The following is a 21,566-nucleotide window of genomic DNA, read 5'->3' as shown; positions in this document are numbered from 1 at the left end:
CCTCGGCAGATGTACAGCGGGCTCGCGTCATACCGCGTGACCTGCGGCTTTCCGCTGCCGGTCCGCTACTGGGGCTGAGAACGGGACCGTGAGGTGGCCATGCGCGGCACCGCCCGCCAGGGCCTGTCCTACGGGTCGCGTCACCGGCCCGGCGCCCGGCAGCAATGTCACCCGAACGGCCCAACATGATGTGTCGCCCACATGGGTGAACATCAAGCTGATTAGTGTCCCAACCGAGGCAATCCGTGAAAGGCGAACCACATGCGCATTCGACGAATCCTCGCCGCCGTCATCGCCGCGGCAGCCCTCGCCGGACTCGGCCTCACAGGCGCCACCACCGCCTCCGCCGCCAGCCTCACCCCAGGTGAGTGCGAGCAAGGCGGCGGAACAGTCAACTGGGCGAACAACACCTGCAGCGGCGGTAGGTTCGACGGGCAGATGGTCGACTGAGCCCCACTACCAGGCGCCCCGCAGCCACGCGGTGCGGGGCGCTCCCGCGCGGGGGTGGCCGGGAGAGTCGCAGGGACCGTGCCGACCCGTCGGGCACGCGGGGTCCGGCTGAGGGACGTTCCCCTGTCGGATCGCGTGGCGCACGTCCTCAAGCACGCCGTGGGGCCGACGGTATGCGACCGTCGGCCCCACGGGCGGAAAGAGCCAGGGAACTGCTTCGACCTGCGACTACAGCACCGGCAGGTTCTTCCGCAGTTCGAAGGCGGTGACCTCGGAGCGGTACTCGTGCCACTCGGCGCGCTTGTTGCGCAGGAAGAAGTCGAAGACGTGCTCGCCCAGGGTGTCGGCGACCAGGTCGCTGCGTTCCATCAGGGTGAGGGCCTCGCCGAGGTTCTGCGGGAGGGGTTCGATGCCCATCGCGCGGCGTTCCGCGTCGGAGAGGGCCCAGACGTCGTCCTCGGCGCCCGGCGGGAGTTCGTAGCCTTCCTCGATGCCCTTGAGGCCGGAGGCCAGGAGGAGGGCGTAGGCCAGGTACGGGTTCGCGCCGGAGTCCAGGGAGCGGACCTCGACCCGCGCCGAGCCCGTCTTGCCGGGCTTGTACATCGGGACGCGGACCAGCGCGCTGCGGTTGTTGTGGCCCCAGCAGATGTACGAGGGGGCCTCGCCGCCGGCGCCGGCGGTGCGCTCGGAGCCGCCCCAGATGCGCTTGTAGGAGTTCACCCACTGGTTGGTGACCGCCGAGATCTCGGCGGCGTGCTTCAGCAGGCCCGCGATGAAGGAGCGGCCGACCTTGGAGAGCTGGAACTCCGCGCCCGACTCGTAGAACGCGTTGCGGTCGCCCTCGAAGAGGGACAGGTGCGTGTGCATGCCCGAGCCCGGGTGCTCGCTGAACGGCTTCGGCATGAACGTCGCCTGCACGCCCTGCTCCAGCGCCACCTGCTTCATGACCAGCCGGAACGTCATGATGTTGTCGGCCGTGGAGAGCGCGTCCGCGTAGCGCAGGTCGATCTCCTGCTGGCCCGGCGCGCCCTCGTGGTGCGAGAACTCGACCGAGATGCCCATCGACTCCAGCATGGTGATCGCCTGGCGGCGGAAGTCCATGCCGATGTTCTGCGGGGTGTGGTCGAAGTAGCCCGAGTTGTCGGCGGGGGTGGGGCGCGAGCCGTCGAGCGGGCGGTCCTTCAGGAGGAAGAACTCGATCTCGGGGTGGGTGTAGAAGGTGAAGCCCAGGTCCGAGGTGCGGGCCAGGGCACGCTTCAGGACGTAGCGGGGGTCCGCGAAGGACGGGGAGCCGTCGGGCATCAGGATGTCGCAGAACATCCGGGCCGTGCCGGGGGCCTCGGCGCGCCACGGCAGCACCTGGAACGTGGACGGGTCCGGCTTGGCGATCATGTCGGACTCGTAGACCCGGGCGAAGCCCTCGATCGCCGAGCCGTCGAAGCCGATGCCCTCGTCGAAGGCCTGTTCCAGCTCGGCCGGGGCCACGGCGACGGACTTGAGGAAGCCCAGCACGTCCGTGAACCACAGGCGTACGAACCGGATGTCGCGCTCCTCCAAGGTCCGGAGCACGAACTCCTGCTGCTTGTCCATCTTCCGCTTCCCCATCCTTGCTGGTCAGGCCGCGTGCTCCCGGTCCCACGGGAGAGCGGTCGGGCACCCGAGCATCACACCACAACAGCATTTCATGCGCGTTGCGGACCTTGATCGCTCCGGCGTCCTCGGCCTGAACGGCTCACATACGGCAGGTGTACCGCCCTGCTGCCCATCTTGCCTGCTCGCAGCGACATCCGTAATGGCCGATCTCAGTTCCCAGTGACGGAGACCACGGTCCTTAAATTTGAATCTCAGATGCAAGTTTTAATAGCGTCGAGGTGTCGAGCCGCCCGGCCGAGTCTGCGCCGAGCCGAGCCGAGCCACAAGGAGCCCCGATGCTGTCCGAGCCGTCCGCAGTCACCGTCCGCGCCACCCTCCCCGCCATCGGCGCGGCCATCGGCGAGATCACCGAGCGTTTCTACGCCCGGCTCTTCGCCGCCCACCCCGACCTGCTGCGCAACCTCTTCAACCGCGGCAACCAGGCCGCCGGCACCCAGCGGCAGGCCCTCGCCGGCTCCATCGTCGCGTTCGCCACGCAGCTGCTGGACCACCCGGACCGGCGGCCCGACGCGATGCTCGGGCGCATCGCGCACAAGCACGCCTCCCTGGGCGTCGCCCCCGAGCAGTACGCCGTCGTCCACGAGCACCTCTTCGCCGCCATCGTCGAGGTACTCGGCGAGGCCGTGACCCCGGAGGTCGCGGCGGCCTGGGACGAGGTCTACTGGCTGATGGCGAACGCCCTCATCGCGATCGAGAAGCGGCTGTACGAGGAGAGCGGCGAGCCCGGCCTGCGCCCCTGGGAGGTCGTCGAGCGGGTCACGGAGACGGCCGACGTCACGACCTTCCGGGTCCGGCCGGTGGACGGCAGGACGGCGGTGCGCGGCTTCCGGGCCGGGCAGTACGTCTCCGTGGGCGTCACACTCCCGGACGGCGCCCGCCAGATACGCCAGTACAGCCTCTCCGGCGCGCCGGGCGAGTCGGTCCGCCAGTTCAGCGTCAAGCGGGTGCACGGCGACGCCGCCACGCCCGACGGCGAGGTCTCCCAGCACCTGCACGCGCGCGTGCGCGAAGGTGACGTGCTGGAGCTCTCCGAGCCGTACGGCGACCTCGTCCTGGGCGACGCCGTCGACCGGCCCCTGCTGCTCGCCTCCGCCGGCATCGGCGTCACCCCGATGGTGGCGATGCTGGCCGCGCTCGCGGCCGACGGTCACGGCGCCCCGGTGACGGTCGTGCACGGCGACCGCTCCCCCGCCGACCACGCGCTGCGCGCGGACCACACGTCGTACACGGCGAAGCTGCCGGACGCGGGCGTCCACTTCTTCTACGAGCGCGACGCCGAGCCCGGCACCCGCACCGGCCTGGTGGATCTCGCCGACGTCGATGTCGCGCCGGGCACGCGCGCGTACCTGTGCGGGCCGCTCCCCTTCATGCGCGCGATCCGCACCCAGCTGATCGACAAGGGTGTCTCCCCGGCCGACATCCACTACGAGGTGTTCGGCCCGGACCTTTGGATGGCGGCCGCCTGAGCGCCCCGCAGGGGCGCTGGGGGTACCCCCCGGCCGAAGGCTGGGGGAGGAACCGCGCGACCGGCCACAACGGCGCAGCAGCCGCGAACGGCGGACCACGGCACCTCCATAGGCGCCTAGACCGCGCCCGGCCTCCTGGAAATACCGAGCAGCAACGGCCCCGTCGGCTCCGCCACCATGTCCGCCACCGTCACCGGGTCCAGCGCCGCGAAGAACGCCTCCTGGGCCCGGCGCAGGGCACCCCTGAGGCGGCAGGCGGAGCTGAGGGGGCAGGGGGTGACGCTGGTGGCGGTGCCGTCGCAGTCGACCACGTCGCCGTCGCCCTCGAACCTCCGCACCAGCGCGCCCACCGAGGCCGTACGGCCCTTCTCGGTCAGCGTGAGCCCGCCGCCCCGGCCGCGCCGGGCGTCGACCAGCCCGAGGTGCTGCAGTTCGGCGACGACCTTCGCCGCGTGCGTGTACGGCACGTCCATGTCCGCCGCGACCTCGCGGGTCGCCGGGCTGGCCCCGTCGGCGACGGCGAGCCGCATCAGGAGCCGCAGAGCGAGGTCGGTGGAGCGCAACAGCCGCATACCGGCCAGGGTAGGTAATACACATCCGGCATTCAAATTATCGGTTTCCTGTCGGATCCCGGCTCTTTACCGCTCTTTCCTGCTCCCTCCCTACGGACGGCCCCATCTCCCCCATTACGATCAGTGAGCCCCACCGTCCACGTCCCTTTCCCCCAGAAGGACACACCTCATGGGTTCCGCGAAGAACAAGGCCGGCAACGCCGAACGCAAGGCACGCATAGAGGAGATGCGGCGCGCGGAGCGTGCCCGCGAGCGCCGCAACCGGATCCTCACCATCGCCGCGAGCACGGTGGTGGTCGCCGGTCTGATCGTCGGCGGTGTGGTGCTCGTCCGCTCGCAGTCGGACAAGAGCGACAGCTCGAGCGACGCGAAGGGCAGCTCGGGGGACTCCGGGCACTTCGTGACCGGCAGCGACGGCGTACGGACCTGGACCGGCAAGCTCTCCCGCACCCACGTCACCGGGACCGTGAGCTACCCGATGCACCCGCCGGTCGGCGGCAACCACAACCCGGTGTGGCTCAACTGCAACGGCGACGTCTACACCAAGGCGGTGAAGGACGAGAACGCCGTGCACGCCCTGGAGCACGGCGCGGTCTGGGTGACGTACACCGACAAGGCGAGCAAGTCCGACGTGGCCACGCTGGCGGCGAAGGTGAAGCAGACGCCGTACTCGCTGATGAGCCCGTACACGAACCAGACCTCCCCGATCGAGCTGTCGGCGTGGGGCCACCAGCTGAGCGTGACGAGCGCCGCCGACCCGAAGGTCGCGAAGTTCTTCGAGACGTATGTGCAGGGCAAGCAGACCCCGGAGCCGGGTGCCTCCTGCACGGGCGGGACGATGTGACGTGAAGAAGCACATCGGCTGGATCGCCGGGACCACGGCGGCGGTGCTGGTCGCGGCCGGCGCGATCACCTACGCGGTCGCCGAGGACGGCAGCGGTGGCGGCGGCCTGAGCGTCCCGAGCGCCGAGGGGGCGGACGCGGGGTTCGCGCGGGACATGGCCGTCCATCACCAGCAGGCCGTGGAGATGTCGTACATCATCCGCGACCGCACGACCGACACCGAAGTGCGGCGGCTCGCCTACGACATCGCGCAGACGCAGGCCAACCAGCGCGGCATGCTGCTGGGCTGGCTGGATCTGTGGGACCTGCCGAAGGTGTCGGCGAAGCCGCCGATGTCCTGGATGGGCATGGGTGACATGCCCGAGCGCGGGGACGGTTCGCTGATGCCGGGCATGGCGACCGACACGGAACTGAAGAAGCTGGGGACCCTGAACGGCAAGCAGGCGGAGATCTTCTATCTGCAGCTGATGACGGACCATCACAAGGGCGGTATCCACATGGCCGAGGGCTGTGTGTCCAAGTGCACCGTCGAGGTGGAGAAGAACCTCGCCCAGGGCATGGTGGACGCGCAGCAGTCGGAGCTGGCGACGATGAAGCAGATGCTGAAGGAGCGGGGCGCGAAGCCGCGCGACTGAACGGACGGACAACCAGGGGGATTTGTCGACTTAGCGGCAACGCAAGACCTTACCGACAATCGCAATCGATCCGTAACGTTCCACGCACCGTCGAAATCCGGTCAAATACCCCTAATCAAAGCCCACTTGGGGTTTCCTTGGTAATTTCATTCCCCTGACATGAACAGTTCATCGAAAGAGTGGCGTCCACCACGTGATCGATTCATGGGCCGTTCCGCCGCTGGCCGCCTGGTGATCACGTACGACCGACCACTCCATGCGACGAACCGCATAGCAGGGGGCAGTATGAGATCGAACCGTGCCAAGGTGCGGGCCAGCGTGAGCATGGCAGCGACACTGCCGATGATCGCCGGCGCGCTCGCGCTCGGCATACCCGCGGCGCACGCCGCGGACACCCCGGCCCGTGACGCTCTGGCGGGCACCAAGCCCGCCTGGGCCACGGCCAAGGCGGACAAGGGCGCCACCTCGAACAGCGCGCAGCTCAAGGCCCGGGTCTACCTGGCCGGCCAGGACGCCAAGGGCCTCGCGGCCTACGCGAAGGCGGTGTCCGACCCGAGCTCGCCGCTGTACGGCAAGTACCTGACCGCCAAGCAGATCCAGGCCCGCTTCGGCGCCACCAAGGCCCAGGTGAAGGCCGTCAAGTCCTGGCTGACCGCTTCCGGTCTGCAGGTCACCGAGGTCACGCAGCACTACATCGCCGTCTCCGGCGACGTGTCCGCCGTCGAGCAGGCGTTCGGCACCCAGCTGCACAACTACGCCAAGGGCTCGAAGACGTACCACGCCCCGGCGAAGACCGCGTCGGTGCCGGCCGCCGTCAGCTCCGCCGTCCTGACCGTCACCGGCCTGGACAACGCGCCGCACACGGCGACCCACGACGACACGCTGCCGCCTCCCGGCGCCGTGTTCAAGAACTCCGGGCCGTTCTCGTCGTACTACGGCTCGAACATCGCGACCACGCTGCCGGACGCGTACGGCACGAAGATCCCGTACGCCGTCGAGGGCTACACCGGCAAGCAGCTGCGGGCCGCCTACGGCGCCGGCAAGTACACCGGCAAGCACGTGCGCGTCGCCATCACCGACGCGTTCGCCTCGCCCACCATCGCCTTCGACGCCGGCACCTACGCCAAGGCGCACGGCGACGCCGCGTGGAAGACGAGCCAGCTCCACCAGGTGCTGCCCTCGAACTACACGGACACGGGCGCCGACGCGTGCGACGCCTCCGGCTGGTACGGCGAGGAGACCCTCGACGTCGAGGCCGTGCACGCGGTCGCGCCGGACGCCGACGTCACCTACGTGGGCGCCGCGTCCTGCCAGGACAACGACCTCCTCGACGCGCTCAGCAAGGTGGTCGACAACCACCTCGCCGACATCGTCTCCAACTCCTGGGGCGGCACCGAGGCGGACCAGACGCCGGACCTCGCGGCCGCCTACGACCAGGTCTTCCAGCTGGGCGCGGTGCAGGGCATCGGCTTCTACTTCTCGTCCGGTGACAACGGCGACGAGGTCGCCAAGACCAAGACGAAGCAGGTCGACACCCCGGCCAACTCGGCCTGGGTGACCGCGGTCGGCGGCACGTCCCTGGCCGTCGGCAAGGACGACAAGTACCTGTGGGAGACCGGCTGGGGCACCGAGAAGGCCTCGCTGTCGGCCGACGGCAAGAGCTGGACCAACTTCCCCGGCGCGTTCACCTCGGGCGCGGGCGGCGGCACCAGCAAGACGGTCAACGAGCCGTCCTACCAGAAGCGCGTCGTTCCGGACTCCCTCGCGAAGGCCAACAGCGCCACCGGCAACCGCGTGGTCCCGGACATCTCGGCGATCGCCGACCCCAACACGGGCTTCAAGGTCGGTCAGACCCAGACCCAGGCGGACGGCACCGAGGCGTACAGCGAGTACCGCATCGGCGGCACGTCGCTGGCCGCGCCGGTCATCGCCGCGGTCCAGGCTCTCGCCGAGGAGGCGCGCGGCGGCAAGGCGATCGGCTTCGCCAACCCGCTGATCTACTCCAAGTACGGCACCAAGGCCTACCACGACGTCGTGGACAAGCCGACCGGCACCGACCTCGCGGTCGCCCGCGTCGACTTCGCCAACGGCTACGACGCCACCAACGGCCTGCTGACCTCGGTCCGCAGCCTCGGCAAGGACAGCTCCCTGTCCGCGGTGAAGGGCTACGACGACGTGACCGGCGTCGGCACCCCGGCGGGCGGCTACCTGGAGTCGTTCCGCAGGCAGCGCTGATCCACTGAGCTGCTGATCCACTGAGCGAAGGGGCGTGAGGTCCGTAACGGACCTCACGCCCCTTCGTCGTCCTGCGATCACGGCAGTGACTCACCGTCGGCCGGTCCGGTCAGAAGTCCTGGTAAGCGACCGTTCGGCCCGACGCGTCCAGGGGCTTCGGCGAGATCGCCCTGCCGTCGGCCGGAAGCGGCCAGCGCTTCGGAACGATCTGGACCCAGTAGCTCGACTTGCGCCAGAGGGCGGCGCCGGAGAAGCCGCCGGCGACCTCGACGCAGTCACCGCCGTCACCATTGCTGTAGCTGCTCTTGAACCAGAACTCGTCACTCAAGTCGATCCGGCTGCTTGCCATTTCGATAGTCCCCTGCCGCTGCCTCGATCATGGCCAGGGACGTCTCCGGTGACAGTGCGACGGCCCTGAGCCGATCCGTATGCCTTGCGGTACTGCTTCACGAGGGCCGGATCGTCGATGGTGTCCGCGCTGTAGGAGGCCTCCGTGTAGACCAGTGGCGGCGCCTCGGGGAACGTCATGACCATGATGGAGGCGGCCATCAAGGGATACGCCCCGGTCTTCCGCAGGACGATCTGCGGAACGATCCGGCGGCGCCCGGCCAACTCCGCCACCCGGTCGAGTTGATCGGCCATCTCCTGCGGCGGCAGGATCGCATCGGTGAGCAGCAACTCGTGCAGGATCGCCCAGTACTCCGGGGTGGAGTGGTCCTCATCGAAAGGGCGGGCACGGGCGAGACGGGCGTGCACCTTTTCCTCGACCCACTCATCGGCGGAAGCCGGATGAGCTGACCAGACCAAGGCCCGCGCGTACGGAGCGGTCTGGAGCAACCCGGGGAAGATGCTGGGAGACCACAACTCGATGGACTCCGCCTGCCTTTCCGCCTCCAGCGCCTTCTCGAAGTACGCCGCGTGCGGCCCCCTCCGCACCCTCCGCACATCCTCGCAATGCCGCTCGAAGTACCCGTCCGTCCCCAGCACCCGGTCCACGTGCCGGGCCAGTTCCAAGGGCATCCGGCGCTCACCACGCTCGATGTCGCTGAGGTGGGACTTGCCGTAGTGCATCCGGCCCTTCGTGCTGATCGCGGACATCGCGTTCACCGAGAACCAGCTACCGAACACTTGCCCAGTGCTCCACCCTTCAGGGTGGAGGTGTAGGGCATCCTCGCCCTGGCGGCCCGGAGGGTCGCTGATCCATGACAGGATCGCCTTGTCCGACAACGTAGTTGTCGGACCTACCGCCGGACGGGCGGGAAGTCAGGCCTGCGGAGGCCGCGTAGGACCGACCTTCACCGGTCGGCAGTGGCCAGTGAAACAGGAACCCAAGGTGGTACCTCGGAGAGGTGCGGACCGGAATCTCCTGTCCTCGGGCAGGAGAGGGCGTCAACGGTGCGGAGCACGATCGGGGTGTGGCCCTTGGCGCCCCAGGTGCGGCCGGTGACCTGGCCGGAGCGGATGCCGACCAGCCACTTCGCCCACCAGTTGTCCAAGGCCTTGCGGGTCTGTCCGGCCTGCACACCGGACGGCCCCCTCGACCTCGGGGACGTCCGGTGTGCAGGCCGCGGGCGGGATCTACCCGGTCATGGAGGGGGCGAAGGGGGACAGGGCCGGGGCAAGCTGTGTGCCATGGACCAGGCCGAGGGCGGTGAGGGCATCGGGCAGGCCGCGTCCGGTACGGACCGCGTCCAGTGTTCCCGGTGCGGCCAGTGGACGGCAGCTGGCGGCGATGATCTCGAACAGGTGCTGCACGCGGCCGGGTCCACGGGGCAGCAACTGGCTGTGGAAGTCCTCGTGGTGGGCCAGCACGAGCGCGGCCAGGCCCGCAATGTGGGCGGATGCGGTGACGGTGCCGTCGAGGGCGGTGTAGCCGCCGTCCGAGGAACAGGACAGAACCGAAACGCCGGGGGCGGCCGCGTTCACCCCGGGGCCGTGGCAGCTGAACGGCGCGGCGAACAGCCCTTCCGGGCTCAACTGTGGCCCGACGTGGGTGGCCTGGGATGTGTCAGGCGGGTAGGTACCGAATGCTCCCAGGGCGCCCACGGCGAAGACGGTGGGCAGCGAGGCGGGGAAGGAGACCGGACCGCCGCTGTCGCCCACCGGAGCGATGCAGGCGATGCCCGCAGCAGTGGCGTCGGCGAGTTTGCGGGAGACCAGCGCCGAAGGGTAGGGGGTCGCCACCTGGATGTGGGCGATGTCGGTCTCTTGCTTGATGCAGTGGTCCAGGGCGGCGATGAGGTCGCTCAAGTGGCCGTCGGGCATGACCTGGCAGACCTCCAGCTCGGCGTCGACGGCGATGCCGATGACACCCTTGCCGGTGTCCGCCCCGGCGATGACGCCGGCCGCGTGGGTGCCGGTGCCGACCGGGTCGTGGGCCCAGCCCTCCTTCGTGCGGCGTACGAGGTCGATGCCGGAGCGCACCCGTTGCTTCAGGTCGGGATGGTCGGTGCCGACGCCCGTACCGATGACGGCGATCTTGATGCCGAAGGCACGGAACGTGGGCGGCAGCCGGTCCAGCCGCATGGCCTGCTGGCCCCAGCCGTAACTCTGCCGCTGTTCCAGTTCCGGGTAGATCTTGGACAGCGGGGTGAGGGTGACGAGGTTGTCCTGGGTCGCCGACAGGTCGGGGCGGTGGATCCAGCGGTCCGTGTAGCCGCCCGCGGGCCGGATGTAGAGGGACTGGACGGACTGCGCGGTCTCCGTCGCCAGGGTGAGGGTGACTCTCCCGTCGGGGTCGGTGACGCCCTGGCTCGGCCATGCCGCCCCGATCAGGAACACCCCGGCGCCGGCCAGCGGTTCGCCGTCGGGTCCACTGACGAGAACCGAGATGTCCACGGGCTCGTCCAGCGGCATGACCAGCCCCGGGTCGCACAGCGACAGCATCCCCGCGGTCGGCATGCCAATGGGGACGGCTGCGGACAACGGCAGATCCGGCTCGATGTGCACATGCAGCGACAGCATCGCCGGTACCTGGGTCTCGGGGGCCTCGACAACAACGAGTTCGGGGCAGGAGGGCTGCACTCCCGCCGACTGCAGCTTGTCCGACGGGGTGAGTCTGCGGACCACCGTGACCTCGGGCATCCGCTCCAGGTGGTCGCACACCGCGTCCATGCCGGGTTCGGGCACTCCCAGGGGCAGAAGCTGCTGCGGCAGCGGGGTCACCATGTAGCGGGACCGGCGCGGCTGTACCGCGATCGGCGACGTTCCGCCCTTCCTGCGTGGCGCCGGTTGCTCCGCGGGGCCCGGCCCACCGGCCCCCGCGCCCTCGGATTCGCTCTGGCGACTGTTCCGGGGCTTGTCTCCGGGCCTGTCCTTGACCATTACATCCACCTCAACCATGCCTGCGTCGGTTTCTGAGCTTCTGATCCGTGTGACGGGCAGCTCGCGCCTTCCGCGGCTGTGCGGTGTGCCCGGGAACCGGTCCCGGGCACACCGCACAGCGCACTGCCTTATGTCAGCGTCAGCCGATGCCGAAGGGCTGACCCGGCTGGCCGAAGCCGAAGCCGGGCTGCTGGTACTGCTGCGGGTACTGCTGGCCGAACTGCTGATGGCCGAAACCGCCACCCCACTGCTGCTGGCCCTGCTGGCCCTGCTGGCCCTGCTGGCCCTGCTGGCTCTGCTGGCTCTGCTGGCTCTGCTGCAGCAGGGTCAGGATCGCGGTCGGCAGCGCCTGCTGCACGGACTGCTCCACGGCGCTGCGCACGCCCTGCACCAGGGTGTGATGCAGCGCGACGGCCAGGTACGGGTGGGCGTGGTGGGCGATGCCCTGCTGCTGCAGCTGCTGCTGGACCTGCTGGATCTGCTGCAGCGTCTGCTGCATGCGCTGCGCGATCTGCTGGCTCGCCTGCTGGCAGGCCTGCTGGATGGACTGCTGGACGACCTGCGCGAGCTGCTGCTGCGGCTGCGGCCCGGCGAACTGCTGGCCGAACTGCTGCAGGGGCGGGGTACCGGTCATCACCGACATGAATACTCCGTTCAATGTCACAGGAAAGCCAACATGAGAGATTATGTTGACCTTTTCGGAACAATTCCGACATGTCGAAGTTATGGCGACATCGCTCAGCCCCGCAATCGGGAGGACCGCTCGGGGCGAGGAATCCCCCGATCGGATCCGGCAACCGGCGAACCAGCCGCGGAGACCGCAGGATGAACCGGTGCCGGCGGACACGACCACACAGGCGGCACTCACCGCCGGCGTGGGCGGCAGGGGGCTCTGCAGGCCGGCGGACCGTTCGTCCCGTGGCGGCCACGGGACGAAGAGGGAGAACGCGGCGGCACGGATCGCCAACGGACGCTGTCCGCCGCCGGCCCCAGAACTCTGGTCGACACTCCGGGCACGCATCACCAGGCACCACGGAGAGCCCGCATAGACTGGGCAAGGCCGTACAGCGTCGTCACGCCGTAGGGCAACGCCCGGCCGGCCGAGCTCCCGCGGCCTTCGGGGTGAATGGGATATGGGGTAATTGGCAGCCCGACGGTTTCTGGTTCCGTTAGTTCAGGTTCGAGTCCTGGTATCCCAGCAAGCGCGGACGCCGCCCTCGTCGGGGCACCTCGGCAAGGGCGGCTCTTTGCCCACGGTGAAGGGCTACGACGACGTCACGGGCGTGGGCACACCGACGGGCGGCTCCGTGGAGCCACCGCAGCAGGCGCTGATCCGCTGCACGGAGGGGGCGCCTTCAAGGCCTCGTAGGCGGCCCGCTCTTCCGTACCGGTCCGGTCAGTTGGCCTTCTTCTGGGCGGCCTTGAGGATCTGGTCGACATCGAGGATGACCTGGGCGCCGATCGACTGGGGCAACGTGACGGTCTCACCGGGCGAGTACGGGCGGTGGTGCTCGTACTTCTCCCCACTGGGATCGGTGAGCACGTGGACGCGCTGGTGCTTGCGGTCGACGACGACATAGACCGGAACCTTGGCCTGGGCGTAGGCGACGGCCTTGGTCTTCAGGTCGTCCTTCCAGTTGCTGGAGGTGACCTCCAGGACGAGACGGAAGCAGACCGGGTCATAGGCGTTGTTCTCGACGAAGTGGTCGTCGATGTCGGCGTCCACGATCGCGAGGTCGGGGATGGCGTAGTCCTCGGCTCCGGTGGGCAGCCAGAGGCCGACGTTCTGGAGGACCTCGGTGTCGCCGTCGTCCAGCCCTGCCGCGATGAAGGGGCGCATGAGCTTGGTCAGGGCACGGGCGTGAGGGGCATCCGGTGATGGGGTCACGAGGAGGTGACCTCCGATGATCTCGACGCGGTAGCCCGGATGCCGCTCCATGATCTCGTCGGCGATGGCCGTGAGCGAGAACGGCTCGTCGTCGAAGGGCTGCTCGATGGCTGCGGCGGACATCGCGTGCCTCCCAGGGGCTGGTGTCGAGAGCATCATCGTAGGCAGATCGGACCGCCGGCGTCCCTTCCGAACCGCTTCACCCGAAGGTGACCACTGCCCCTGCCCCTTGACGGCCGGATGCGGCGGCAGCGGTCGTGGTACCGGGCTCCGCGTGCGAGCGGTGTCCCGGCCGGGTGCGCATCGGCGGCCGGCCAGGACACGGGTGGTCAGGAGGCGTGCACCGGCTCCGCGGGCTCCGGAACGTGCGAAGCGATGACCCGCTCGCGCGCCACCGATGGCATGTCCCGCCGCCGGTCCACCGCGTACGCCACGCTCGCGACGCCCAGGCCGAGGACCGCCAGGGCCGCGCCGGCCAGCGCCGGCGACGTCACGCCGAAGCCCGCCGCCAGTGCCACGCCGCCGATCCAAGCGCCGCCCGCGTTCGCGAGGTTGAAGGCGGCCTGGTTGGCGGAGGAGGCGAGGGAGGGGCCCGCGGCCGCGCGTTCCATGACCATCAGCTGAAGCGGGGAGCCGGTGATGAACGCCGCCACGCCGAGGAGGACGACCGCGAGGGCCGCGCTCCACTCCGCGCGCATCAGGACCGGGAAGAGGAGCAGCACCGCCACCATGGACGCCAGGCCGCCGAAGAGCGTGCCGCGCATCGCGTGGTCGGCGAGGCGGCCGCCGACCAGGTTGCCGATCGTGGCGCCGACGCCGAACAGGGCGAGGAGGAGCGTCACGGTGCTCTCTCCGTAGCCGGCGGACCTCGTCAGCATCGGTGTGATGTAGCTGTACGCGGAGAAGAGGGCGCCGAAGCCGACCACCGTGGTGGCGAGGGCCAGCCAGACCGGGAGGGAGCGCAGGGCGGAGAGTTCGCCGCGCAGGCCGGTCGTGGGGGCCGGGGTGTGGGCGGGGTGGATCAGGAGGTGGACCGCGGCCATCGCGGCCACGCCGATCAGGCTCACGCCCAGGAAGGTCGCCCGCCAGCCGAGGTGCTGGCCCATGAGGGTGGCGACCGGGACGCCCGCGATGTTGGCGACGGTCAGGCCCATGAACATCAGGGAGACCGAGCGGGCCTTGCGCTCCGGTGCCACCAGGCCGGTGGCGACGACCGCGCCGACGCCGAAGAAGGCGCCGTGCGGAAGGCCGCTCAGGAAACGGGCGGCGAGCAGCCAGTCGTAGCCGGGGGCCAGGGCCGAGAGCGCGTTGCCCGCGACGAAGAGGGCCATCAGGGAGATGAGGACGGTGCGGCGGGGCATGCGCGCGGTGAGCGCGGCCAGCAGCGGGGCGCCGATGACGACGCCCAGCGCGTACGCCGAGACGAGGTGCCCGGCGGTGGGGATCGAGATGTGCAGGTCGTCGGCGACGTCGGGGAGCAGCCCCATCATCACGAATTCGGTGGTGCCGAGACCAAAAGCGCCGACGGCCAGTGCGAGCAGGGCCAGAGGCATGAAGGGCTTTGCCTTTCGGGGAGCAGGGTTCCGTGCGTTCTAAGTTCAGCTACGGAACAAAGTGTCCCAGCCCAAGTATTCCGGCAGGTTACGGCGCGGTGTCCGATTGTCCTGACAAAGGAACGATACTGCGCTGACCAGCGCTTATTACGAACCCGATGTGGTCAGGTTCACGCGGGCGGCGATCGGAAGGTGGTCGCTTCCGGTCCTCGGCAGGGTCCAGGAGCTCTCCGGTTCCACACCCTTGACCATGATCTGGTCGATCCTGGCCATCGGGAACGAGGCCGGCCAGCTGAACCCGAAGCCGCTGCCCGCCGCGCCCTGTGTGGAGCGCATCTGCGAGGTGACGCCGTTGAGGGAGCGGTCGTTCATCGTGCCGTTGAGGTCGCCGAGGAGGATCACGCGGGGCAGTGTCTCGTCGACGATGGCCTCGCCGAGCGCGTCCGCGCTCGTGTCGCGCTGCCGGGCGGTGAACCCGGCGTTCAGCTTCACCCGGACCGAGGGGAGATGGGCGACGTAGACGGCGAGGGGACCGTCGGGCGTGGCGACCGTGGCCCGCATCGCGCGCGTCCAGCCCAGCTTGATGTCGACGGCCTTCACACCGGAGAGGCGGTACTTGCTCCACAGCCCGACGGTGCCCTCGACCGCGTGGTACTTGTACGTCGACGCCAGCGCTTTCTCGTACGTCGGCACGGCCGTCGCCGTCAGCTCCTCCAGGGCCAGCACATCGGCGCCGGACGCGGCGAGCTTCGCGGCGGTACCGGTCGGGTCGGGGTTCTCGGCGTTGACGTTGTGCGTGGCCACCGTGAAGTCGCCGCCGGTGCCGGACTTGTCGGTGAGCAGTCCGCCGAACAGGTTCAGCCAGACGATCGCCGGGAGCAGCACGGCGATCAGTGCGGTCGCGGACTTGCGCAGGACGCCGAGCAGCAACAGCACCGGGATCAGCAGGCCCAGCCAGGGCAGGAACGTCTCGGTGAGACTGCCGAGGTTGCCGATGGTGTTGGGGATACGGGAATGCAGCAGCATCACCCCGGCGAGGAGCAGCGCCACGGCGGCGACGACCACGCCCCGGCGCCAGATGCGCGGATCGTCGCGCCAGCCGGACAGCAAGCGGTTCATCAGGCGCCGGAACCGGTCCCCCGGACGCTCGGGTCCCGAGCCGCCGTTGTCCGTCTCCGTCATGTACGCCTGCTGCGCCATACCGCCTGCCTCACAACCCGCCGTGCACACCGTCGTCCCCCGGGATACGACCCTAGGGGATGATCGGTTCCGATCCCGACGTCACATGGCGGCCACCGCCGGATGACGTCCGTACGGAAGACGAGGACGAACGAGCCGACAGCAGGGGTTCCGGTTACCGCCGCGGCGGCGGGGACTGTGACGAAACGCGCACACTCCGGCTTACGGCTGGGGCGAGCTGACGGGCCGTAGGCCGGCCAGCACGGAATCGACGATCTGTTCGGCCAGGCCCTCGGGGAGTTCGTCGTCCGGGCGCATCATGGCCCGGAGCAGCATGGGGCCGGTGAACAGGTCGTTGGCCAGGTCCAGGTCGATGTCGGCGTGGAGTTCGCCGTTCCGCTGGCCGCGGCGCAGCACCTCTTTGCCGAGTTCACGCCGGGGGTTCACCACGTTGATGTGGTAGGCCTTCCAGATCCGGGGGCTGCTCTTCATCTGGGCATAGACGTTGTGCAGGATCGCCGAAGTGCGGTTCATCAGCCCGCGCCGGCGCAGCGCCTCCAGCAGGACGACGAGGTCGTCGCGCATGGAGGTGCCGGGGAGTTCGGGGTCGGGGGGCTCGGCGGCGCGCATGACGTCGACGAAGAGCTCCTCCTTGCCGTTCCAGCGGCGGTAGATGGTGGCCTTGCCGACGCCGGCGGTCCGGGCGATCCGCTCGATGGACAGTTCGGCGAGCGGAACACCCTCCTCCAGGAGCTTCATCACCCCTTCCAGGATGGCGTGTTCCACCGCCTCGCTGCGGGGGCGGCCCCGGGCGGGGCCCTGGGTCCGCGGGCGGCTGTCGGCAAGCGTCACGTCGTACCGTCCTCTCACTGGCTGCGGGAATTCTCCCGCAGCCGTCGCCACCCCCGTGGTGTCCACTCGGCCGTTCGGCCGGTCGTTCACTCCGCCGCTGCGACCAACTCCTGTTCCCGCTCGCCCTGCTGACCGGCGGGCGGCTTGCCCGGCAGCCAGAGGGCCGCGACCAGGGCACCGAGCAGCGCGACGCCGGTACCGCACAGGGCGGTGATGTGCATGGCGTGCAGGAAGGCGTCGTTGGCGGGGGTGATCAGGGCCTTGCCCTGCGCCCCGAGCTTCCCTGCGACGCCCAGCGTCGCCTCGATGGACTCGCCGGCGGTCGCGCGCAGCCCGGGCGGCAGCGCGCCGAGCTTGCCCTCGATGCCGTTGCGGTAGGACGTGGAGAGCACCGAGCCGAGGACGGCGATGCCGAGGGCGCCGCCGACCTGGCGGAAGGTGTTGCTGAGCGCGGAGGCGGAACCGGCCTTCTCGCGCGGCAGGGCCTGCATGATGACGACCGAGGTCGGCGTCATGACGTGCGCCATGCCGGCGCCCATCAGGAAGAAGACGATCTCCAGGAGCCAGATCGGGGTGTCGGCCCGGAAGGTGGCGAAGGCACCCAGGGTGGCGGCGAGCAGCACCAGACCGCCCCCGGTGGTGGCCCTGTTGCCGAAGCGCTGCACCACCAGCCGGGCCCTCGGCGCGAAGATCATCTGTGCGGCGGCCAGCGGCAGCATCAGCAGACCGGACTGCAGCGGCGAGTAGCCGCGCACGCTCTGGGTGTAGAAGACGGAGAAGAAGGTCACGCCCATCAGCGCGAAGAAGACCAGGGCGATGGCGGCCATGGCGGCCGAGAAGACCTTGTTCTTGAAGTAGGTGACGTCCAGGGACGGGTGGTCGCTGCGCTTCTCGAAGATCACGAAGGCGGTGAGCACCGCGAGTCCGGCGGCGATGGTGGCGAGCACCTTGCCGTCGGTGAAGTCGGCGACCTCGCCGCCCTTGATGATGCCGTAGACGAGCAGGACGAGACCTACGACGGACAGGACCACGCCGACGGGGTCGAGGCGGCCGGGCCGCGGGTCGCGCGAGTCGGGCACCAGCCACAGCATCAGCACGAGCGCGACGATCACGATCGGTACGTTGATGAGGAAGACCGAGCCCCACCAGAAGTGGTCGAGCAGCACACCGCCGGTGATCGGGCCGATGGCGATGGCGAGACCGACACCGCCGGCCCAGATGCCGATGGCCTTGGGCTGTTCCTGACGCTCGAAGACGTTCATCAGGACGGCGAGGGTGGCGGGCATCACGAAGGCTGCGCCGAGGGCCATCAGGGCGCGGTAGGCGATCAGCTGGTCCGCGGAACCGGACTCCGCGGCCAGGGCGGAGCCGACGCCGAACACGGCGATGCCGCCGATCAGCACCTTCTTGCGGCCGAGCCGGTCGCCGACGAGACCGGAGGTGAACAGCAGGCCCGCGAAGACGAGGGTGTAGGCGTTGATCGCCCACTCCAGCTGGCTCTGGGTGGCGCCCAGGCCGGTCGGGGCCGGGGTGGAGATGGTCTTGATCGCGACGTTCAGGATCGAGTTGTCGAGCACCACGATCAGCAGGCTGAGCATCAGCACGCCGAGGATCGCCCAGCGGCGCCGGTGGACCTCCTCGGGTATTCGCGGGCCGGGTGGAGCGTGGTCGGCAGGAGTTGTCATGGTGCGAGCCTAGGCCTATTTCAATACGGCACCGTCTCGTATCTGAATTCCTTTACCCAGAGCTTACGGAGCGGGGGCGGCGCCCATGGAGCGGGGGCGGCCGTGCTCAATGGATCACACGGCGGTCCCCTGGCCGAGAGCGGCACGAAGTGCCACCATGGAACCGGTCCGGGGACACCGTGAGGGTGCCTCGAGATGACTTGTTAGGAGCCGTTGTCATGACGCAGCTTTCGGCTGCCCAGACTGTGCAGAACAGCCCCTCCGACGGCAGCAGGACGCTGTACGGGGGTAAGGGCACCCGCCGCATCACGGTCCGCGACATCGCCCTCGCCAAGGAACGCGGCGAGAAGTGGCCCATGCTCACCGCGTACGACGCGATGACCGCCTCCGTCTTCGACGAGTCCGGGATCCCGGTGCTCCTGGTCGGCGACTCGGCGGGCAACTGCCACCTCGGGTACGAGTCGACGGTGCCCGTCACCCTGGACGAGATGACGATGCTGTCGGCGGCCGTGGTCCGCGGCACCCAGCGCGCCCTCATCGTCGGCGACCTCCCCTTCGGCTCCTACCAGGAGGGCCCGGTGCAGGCGCTGCGCTCGGCGACCCGGCTGGTCAAGGAGGCCGGCGTCGGCGCGGTCAAGCTGGAGGGCGGCGAGCGGTCGTACGAACAGATCCGGCTGCTCGTCGAGTCCGGTATCCCGGTGATGGCGCACATCGGCCTGACCCCGCAGTCCGTCAACGCGATGGGCTACCGGGTGCAGGGCCGCGGCGAGGAGGCGGCCCAGCAGCTGCTGCGGGACGCGAAGTCGGTCCAGGACGCGGGCGCGTTCGCGGTCGTCCTGGAGCTGGTTCCGGCGGAGCTGGCGGCCGAGGTGACCCGGATGCTGCACATCCCGACGGTCGGCATCGGCGCGGGTCCCGAGACCGACGCGCAGGTCCTGGTCTGGACGGACATGCTGGGTCTGACCTCGGGCCGGGTGCCGAAGTTCGTGAAGAAGTACGCGGACCTGCGCGAGGTGATGGGCAACGCGGCCCGCGCCTACGCCGAGGACGTCGTCGGCGGAACCTTCCCGCTGGAGGAGCACTCCGTCCACTGAGCGCTCCGCCGAAAGTGCCGCGATGCGCCGTCGATCGTCTGCGGCACCGTCGTGGCTGGTCGCGCAGTTCCTCCCCCAGCCTTCGGCTGGGGGTACCCCCAGCGCCCCTGCGGGGCGCTACTGAGAGCCACTGCGGAAACACCAAGGACAGCCCGCCGATCTTCCCCCGTCGGCGGGCTGTCCCCATTTCACGGTTCCACGCCCCGCGCGGTACCCGTGTCGGTGGTCTGCAGGACGGTGTAGGCGGGCTGTCGGTGGTTTGTCGGTGGGGGCTGGCACGGTTCTTCCCATGACGCGAATCGACAACAACGCCGTGTCCGTACGGGGGCTGGTGAAGCACTACGGCGACACCAAGGCACTCGACGGAGTTGATCTGGACGTCCGTGAGGGCACCGTGATGGGGGTGCTCGGGCCGAACGGGGCCGGCAAGACGACCCTGGTGCGGATCCTGTCCACGCTGCTGAAGCCGGACGCGGGCGAAGCCACCGTCGCCGGGTACGACGTGCTGCGCCAGCCCCGCCAGCTGCGCCGGGTGATCGGGCTGACCGGGCAGTACGCCTCGGTCGACGAGAAGCTGCCGGGCTGGGAGAACCTGTACATGATCGGGCGGCTCCTCGACCTGCCGCGCAAGGACGCGCGGGCCCGCGCCGACGAGCTGCTGGAGCGGTTCTCGCTGACCGAGGCCGCCAAGCGGCCGGCGAGCACCTACTCCGGCGGTATGCGCCGCCGGCTCGACCTCGCCGCCTCGATGATCGGACACCCCCAGGTGCTGTACCTGGACGAGCCGACCACCGGTCTCGACCCGCGTACCCGGAACGAGGTGTGGGCCGAGGTCAAGGCGATGGTCGGCGACGGGGTGACCGTGCTGCTGACCACCCAGTACATGGAGGAGGCGGAGCAGCTCGCCTCCGAGCTGACCGTCGTGGACCGCGGGAAGGTCATCGCGAACGGCCGGGTGGAGGAGCTGAAGGCGAAGGTCGGCGGGCGGACGCTGCGGGTGCGGCCGGTCGATCCGCTGCAGGTGCGGCCGCTCGCCGAGATGATCGACGAGCTGGGCATCACCGGGCTCGCCTCGACGACCGTGGATGCGGAGAGCGGCACCCTGCTGGTGCCGATCCTCAGCGACGAACAGCTGACCGCCGTGGTCGGCGCCGTCACCGCACGCGGTATCACCATCAGCTCCATCACCACCGAACTGCCCAGCCTGGACGAGGTGTTCCTGTCTCTCACCGGCCACCGCGCCAGTGCCCCGCAGGACGCCACGCCCGCCGACGACCGTCAGGAGGTCGCCGTATGAGCGCCGCCACCGCACCCGTAGCCGCCACCGCCCCCGTATCCGACGCGCCCATCTCGCTGCGCGCCCATCTGCGCCACACCGGCGCGCTCGTCCGCCGCAACCTGCTGTGGATCCGGCAGGACCCGGAGTCGATGTTCGACGCACTGCTGATGCCGGTCGTGTTCACGCTGCTGTTCGTGTACGTCTTCGGCGGCTCGATCGGCCAGGCGCTCGGCGGCGGTCAGGACGGGTACGTCCAGTACGTCATCCCGGGCATGATCGCGATGATGAGCATGACGCTCTCGCAGGGCGTCGGCACCGGGTTCAGCCAGGACTTCAACTCCGGTGTCATGGACCGTTTCCGGTCGCTGCCGATCGGGCGCGGCTCGGTGCTGTTCGCGAAGATCTCGGTGGAACTGGTGCGGATGCTGTTCGCGACCGCCGTGCTGATGATCGTCGCCGTGCTCGTCGGGTTCCACATCAACCACTGGGGCGGGCTGTTCGCCGCCGTGGGTCTGTCCGCGGTGTTCGCCTCGTCGATCATGTGGGTGTTCCTCACCCTGGGCGTCGTCCTGAAGAACGCGCAGTCCGTGCAGGCCATGGGGTTCCTGGTGCTGTTCCCGCTGCAGTTCGGCTCGTCGATCTTCGCCCCGACCAACTCGATGCCGGGCTGGCTGCAGTCCTTCACCGACTACAACCCGCTGTCCACGCTCGCCGACGCGGCGCGCGGACTGATGGTGGGCGGCCCGGTCGCGCACGACCTGTGGGTGACGCTGGCCTGGTCGGTGGCGATCACGGCGGTCGCGGCCCCGTACGCGATCCACAAGTTCCGTACGAAGAGCTGACGTTCACCGGCACAGG

The 21,566-nt window shown here is 69.5% G+C and carries 18 protein-coding genes, 1 tRNA gene and 2 pseudogenes; 9 read left to right on the top strand and 12 right to left on the bottom strand.

From position 1 onward, the window contains the following. Positions 1-261: 261 nt before the first annotated feature. The gene (locus EDD90_RS38555) at positions 262-450 is read left to right on the top strand and encodes a hypothetical protein (protein ID WP_123977727.1); all 189 of its coding nucleotides are present in this window, start codon (positions 262-264) and stop codon (positions 448-450) included. Positions 451-678: 228 nt separating this feature from the next. On the opposite strand, the gene glnA is transcribed toward EDD90_RS38555, so the two are convergent. Then, a complete protein-coding gene (gene glnA / locus EDD90_RS38550) occupies positions 679-2,040 on the bottom strand; it encodes a type I glutamate--ammonia ligase (protein ID WP_123977726.1) in 1,362 nt (453 codons plus the stop codon). 338 nt (positions 2,041-2,378) lie between these two features. On the opposite strand from glnA, the gene EDD90_RS38545 reads away from it, so the two are divergent. Beyond that, entirely contained in the window at positions 2,379-3,569 is a 1,191-nt protein-coding gene (locus EDD90_RS38545; RefSeq protein ID WP_123977725.1) for a globin domain-containing protein, read from the top strand. Positions 3,570-3,685: 116 nt separating this feature from the next. Here EDD90_RS38545 and EDD90_RS38540 read toward each other — a convergent pair whose 3' ends face one another. Beyond that, a complete protein-coding gene (locus EDD90_RS38540) occupies positions 3,686-4,141 on the bottom strand; it encodes an Rrf2 family transcriptional regulator (RefSeq protein ID WP_123977724.1) in 456 nt (151 codons plus the stop codon). 169 nt (positions 4,142-4,310) lie between these two features. Here EDD90_RS38540 and EDD90_RS38535 point away from each other — a divergent pair, with 169 nt between their 5' ends. The 3 genes from EDD90_RS38535 to EDD90_RS38525 all read left to right on the top strand — a co-directional run bounded on the left by EDD90_RS38535 (position 4,311) and on the right by EDD90_RS38525 (position 7,854). Beyond that, the gene (locus EDD90_RS38535) at positions 4,311-4,985 is read left to right on the top strand and encodes a DUF3105 domain-containing protein (RefSeq protein ID WP_123977723.1); all 675 of its coding nucleotides are present in this window, start codon (positions 4,311-4,313) and stop codon (positions 4,983-4,985) included. 1 nt (position 4,986) lies between these two features. Beyond that, entirely contained in the window at positions 4,987-5,619 is a 633-nt protein-coding gene (locus tag EDD90_RS38530; RefSeq protein ID WP_260328408.1) for a DUF305 domain-containing protein, read from the top strand. A gap of 324 nt (positions 5,620-5,943) precedes the next feature. Next, positions 5,944-7,854, top strand: coding sequence for a protease pro-enzyme activation domain-containing protein (locus tag EDD90_RS38525; protein ID WP_260328788.1), 1,911 nt, complete (start codon positions 5,944-5,946; stop codon positions 7,852-7,854). Between the two features lie 217 nt (positions 7,855-8,071). On the opposite strand, the pseudogene EDD90_RS57830 reads toward EDD90_RS38525, so the two are convergent. From EDD90_RS57830 to EDD90_RS38500, 5 genes and pseudogenes are all read right to left on the bottom strand, one after another. Beyond that, positions 8,072-8,203, bottom strand: a pseudogene (locus EDD90_RS57830) (DUF397 domain-containing protein); the annotation flags it as partial. After that, positions 8,175-8,919: pseudogene (locus EDD90_RS38515) on the bottom strand (DUF5753 domain-containing protein); the annotation flags it as partial. The pseudogenes EDD90_RS38515 and EDD90_RS57830, both read right to left, overlap by 29 nt. A 230-nt stretch (positions 8,920-9,149) precedes the next feature. After that, entirely contained in the window at positions 9,150-9,377 is a 228-nt protein-coding gene (locus EDD90_RS38510) for a hypothetical protein (RefSeq protein WP_123977719.1), read from the bottom strand. 55 nt (positions 9,378-9,432) lie between these two features. After that, positions 9,433-11,022 (bottom strand): S8 family serine peptidase, encoded by a 1,590-nt coding sequence (locus EDD90_RS38505; protein ID WP_260328407.1) that lies wholly within the window; start codon positions 11,020-11,022, stop codon positions 9,433-9,435. Positions 11,023-11,317: 295 nt separating this feature from the next. Next, positions 11,318-11,821, bottom strand: a complete 504-nt coding sequence (locus EDD90_RS38500) for a hypothetical protein (protein WP_123977717.1) — start codon at positions 11,819-11,821, stop codon at positions 11,318-11,320. A gap of 484 nt (positions 11,822-12,305) precedes the next feature. Here EDD90_RS38500 and EDD90_RS38495 point away from each other — a divergent pair. Continuing rightward, positions 12,306-12,377 (top strand) — tRNA-Gln (locus tag EDD90_RS38495). Positions 12,378-12,574: 197 nt separating this feature from the next. Here EDD90_RS38495 and EDD90_RS38490 read toward each other — a convergent pair. The 5 genes from EDD90_RS38490 to EDD90_RS38470 form a co-directional block, all read right to left on the bottom strand. Then, positions 12,575-13,189, bottom strand: a complete 615-nt coding sequence (locus tag EDD90_RS38490) for a Uma2 family endonuclease (protein WP_123977716.1) — start codon at positions 13,187-13,189, stop codon at positions 12,575-12,577. A 206-nt stretch (positions 13,190-13,395) separates the two neighbouring features. Next, a complete protein-coding gene (locus EDD90_RS38485; RefSeq protein ID WP_123977715.1) occupies positions 13,396-14,619 on the bottom strand; it encodes an MFS transporter in 1,224 nt (407 codons plus the stop codon). A gap of 147 nt (positions 14,620-14,766) precedes the next feature. Continuing rightward, positions 14,767-15,738, bottom strand: a complete 972-nt coding sequence (locus EDD90_RS38480; protein WP_398928706.1) for an endonuclease/exonuclease/phosphatase family protein — start codon at positions 15,736-15,738, stop codon at positions 14,767-14,769. A 282-nt stretch (positions 15,739-16,020) separates the two neighbouring features. After that, positions 16,021-16,650, bottom strand: coding sequence for a TetR/AcrR family transcriptional regulator (locus tag EDD90_RS38475; RefSeq protein WP_185149383.1), 630 nt, complete (start codon positions 16,648-16,650; stop codon positions 16,021-16,023). A gap of 86 nt (positions 16,651-16,736) precedes the next feature. Continuing rightward, on the bottom strand, positions 16,737-18,335 hold the full coding sequence (locus tag EDD90_RS38470; protein ID WP_123977713.1) for an MFS transporter: 1,599 nt from the start codon (positions 18,333-18,335) through the stop codon (positions 16,737-16,739). Positions 18,336-18,553: 218 nt separating this feature from the next. Here EDD90_RS38470 and panB point away from each other — a divergent pair, with 218 nt between their 5' ends. The 3 genes from panB (at position 18,554) to EDD90_RS38455 (ending at position 21,550) form a co-directional block, all read left to right on the top strand. Then, entirely contained in the window at positions 18,554-19,429 is an 876-nt protein-coding gene (gene panB, locus EDD90_RS38465; RefSeq protein WP_123977712.1) for a 3-methyl-2-oxobutanoate hydroxymethyltransferase, read from the top strand. A gap of 289 nt (positions 19,430-19,718) precedes the next feature. Next, a complete protein-coding gene (locus EDD90_RS38460; protein WP_123977711.1) occupies positions 19,719-20,726 on the top strand; it encodes an ATP-binding cassette domain-containing protein in 1,008 nt (335 codons plus the stop codon). Continuing rightward, entirely contained in the window at positions 20,723-21,550 is an 828-nt protein-coding gene (locus EDD90_RS38455) for an ABC transporter permease (protein ID WP_123977710.1), read from the top strand. The genes EDD90_RS38460 and EDD90_RS38455 overlap by 4 nt, the downstream gene beginning before the upstream one ends. Positions 21,551-21,566: the final 16 nt, after the last annotated feature.

Origin of the sequence: Streptomyces sp. Ag109_O5-1, assembly GCF_003814875.1 — a bacterium.
Lineage (GTDB): Bacteria > Actinomycetota > Actinomycetes > Streptomycetales > Streptomycetaceae > Streptomyces > Streptomyces sasae.
The sequence above is the reverse complement of the archived record's forward strand: the minus strand, read 5'-3'. Positions and strand labels throughout refer to the sequence as shown.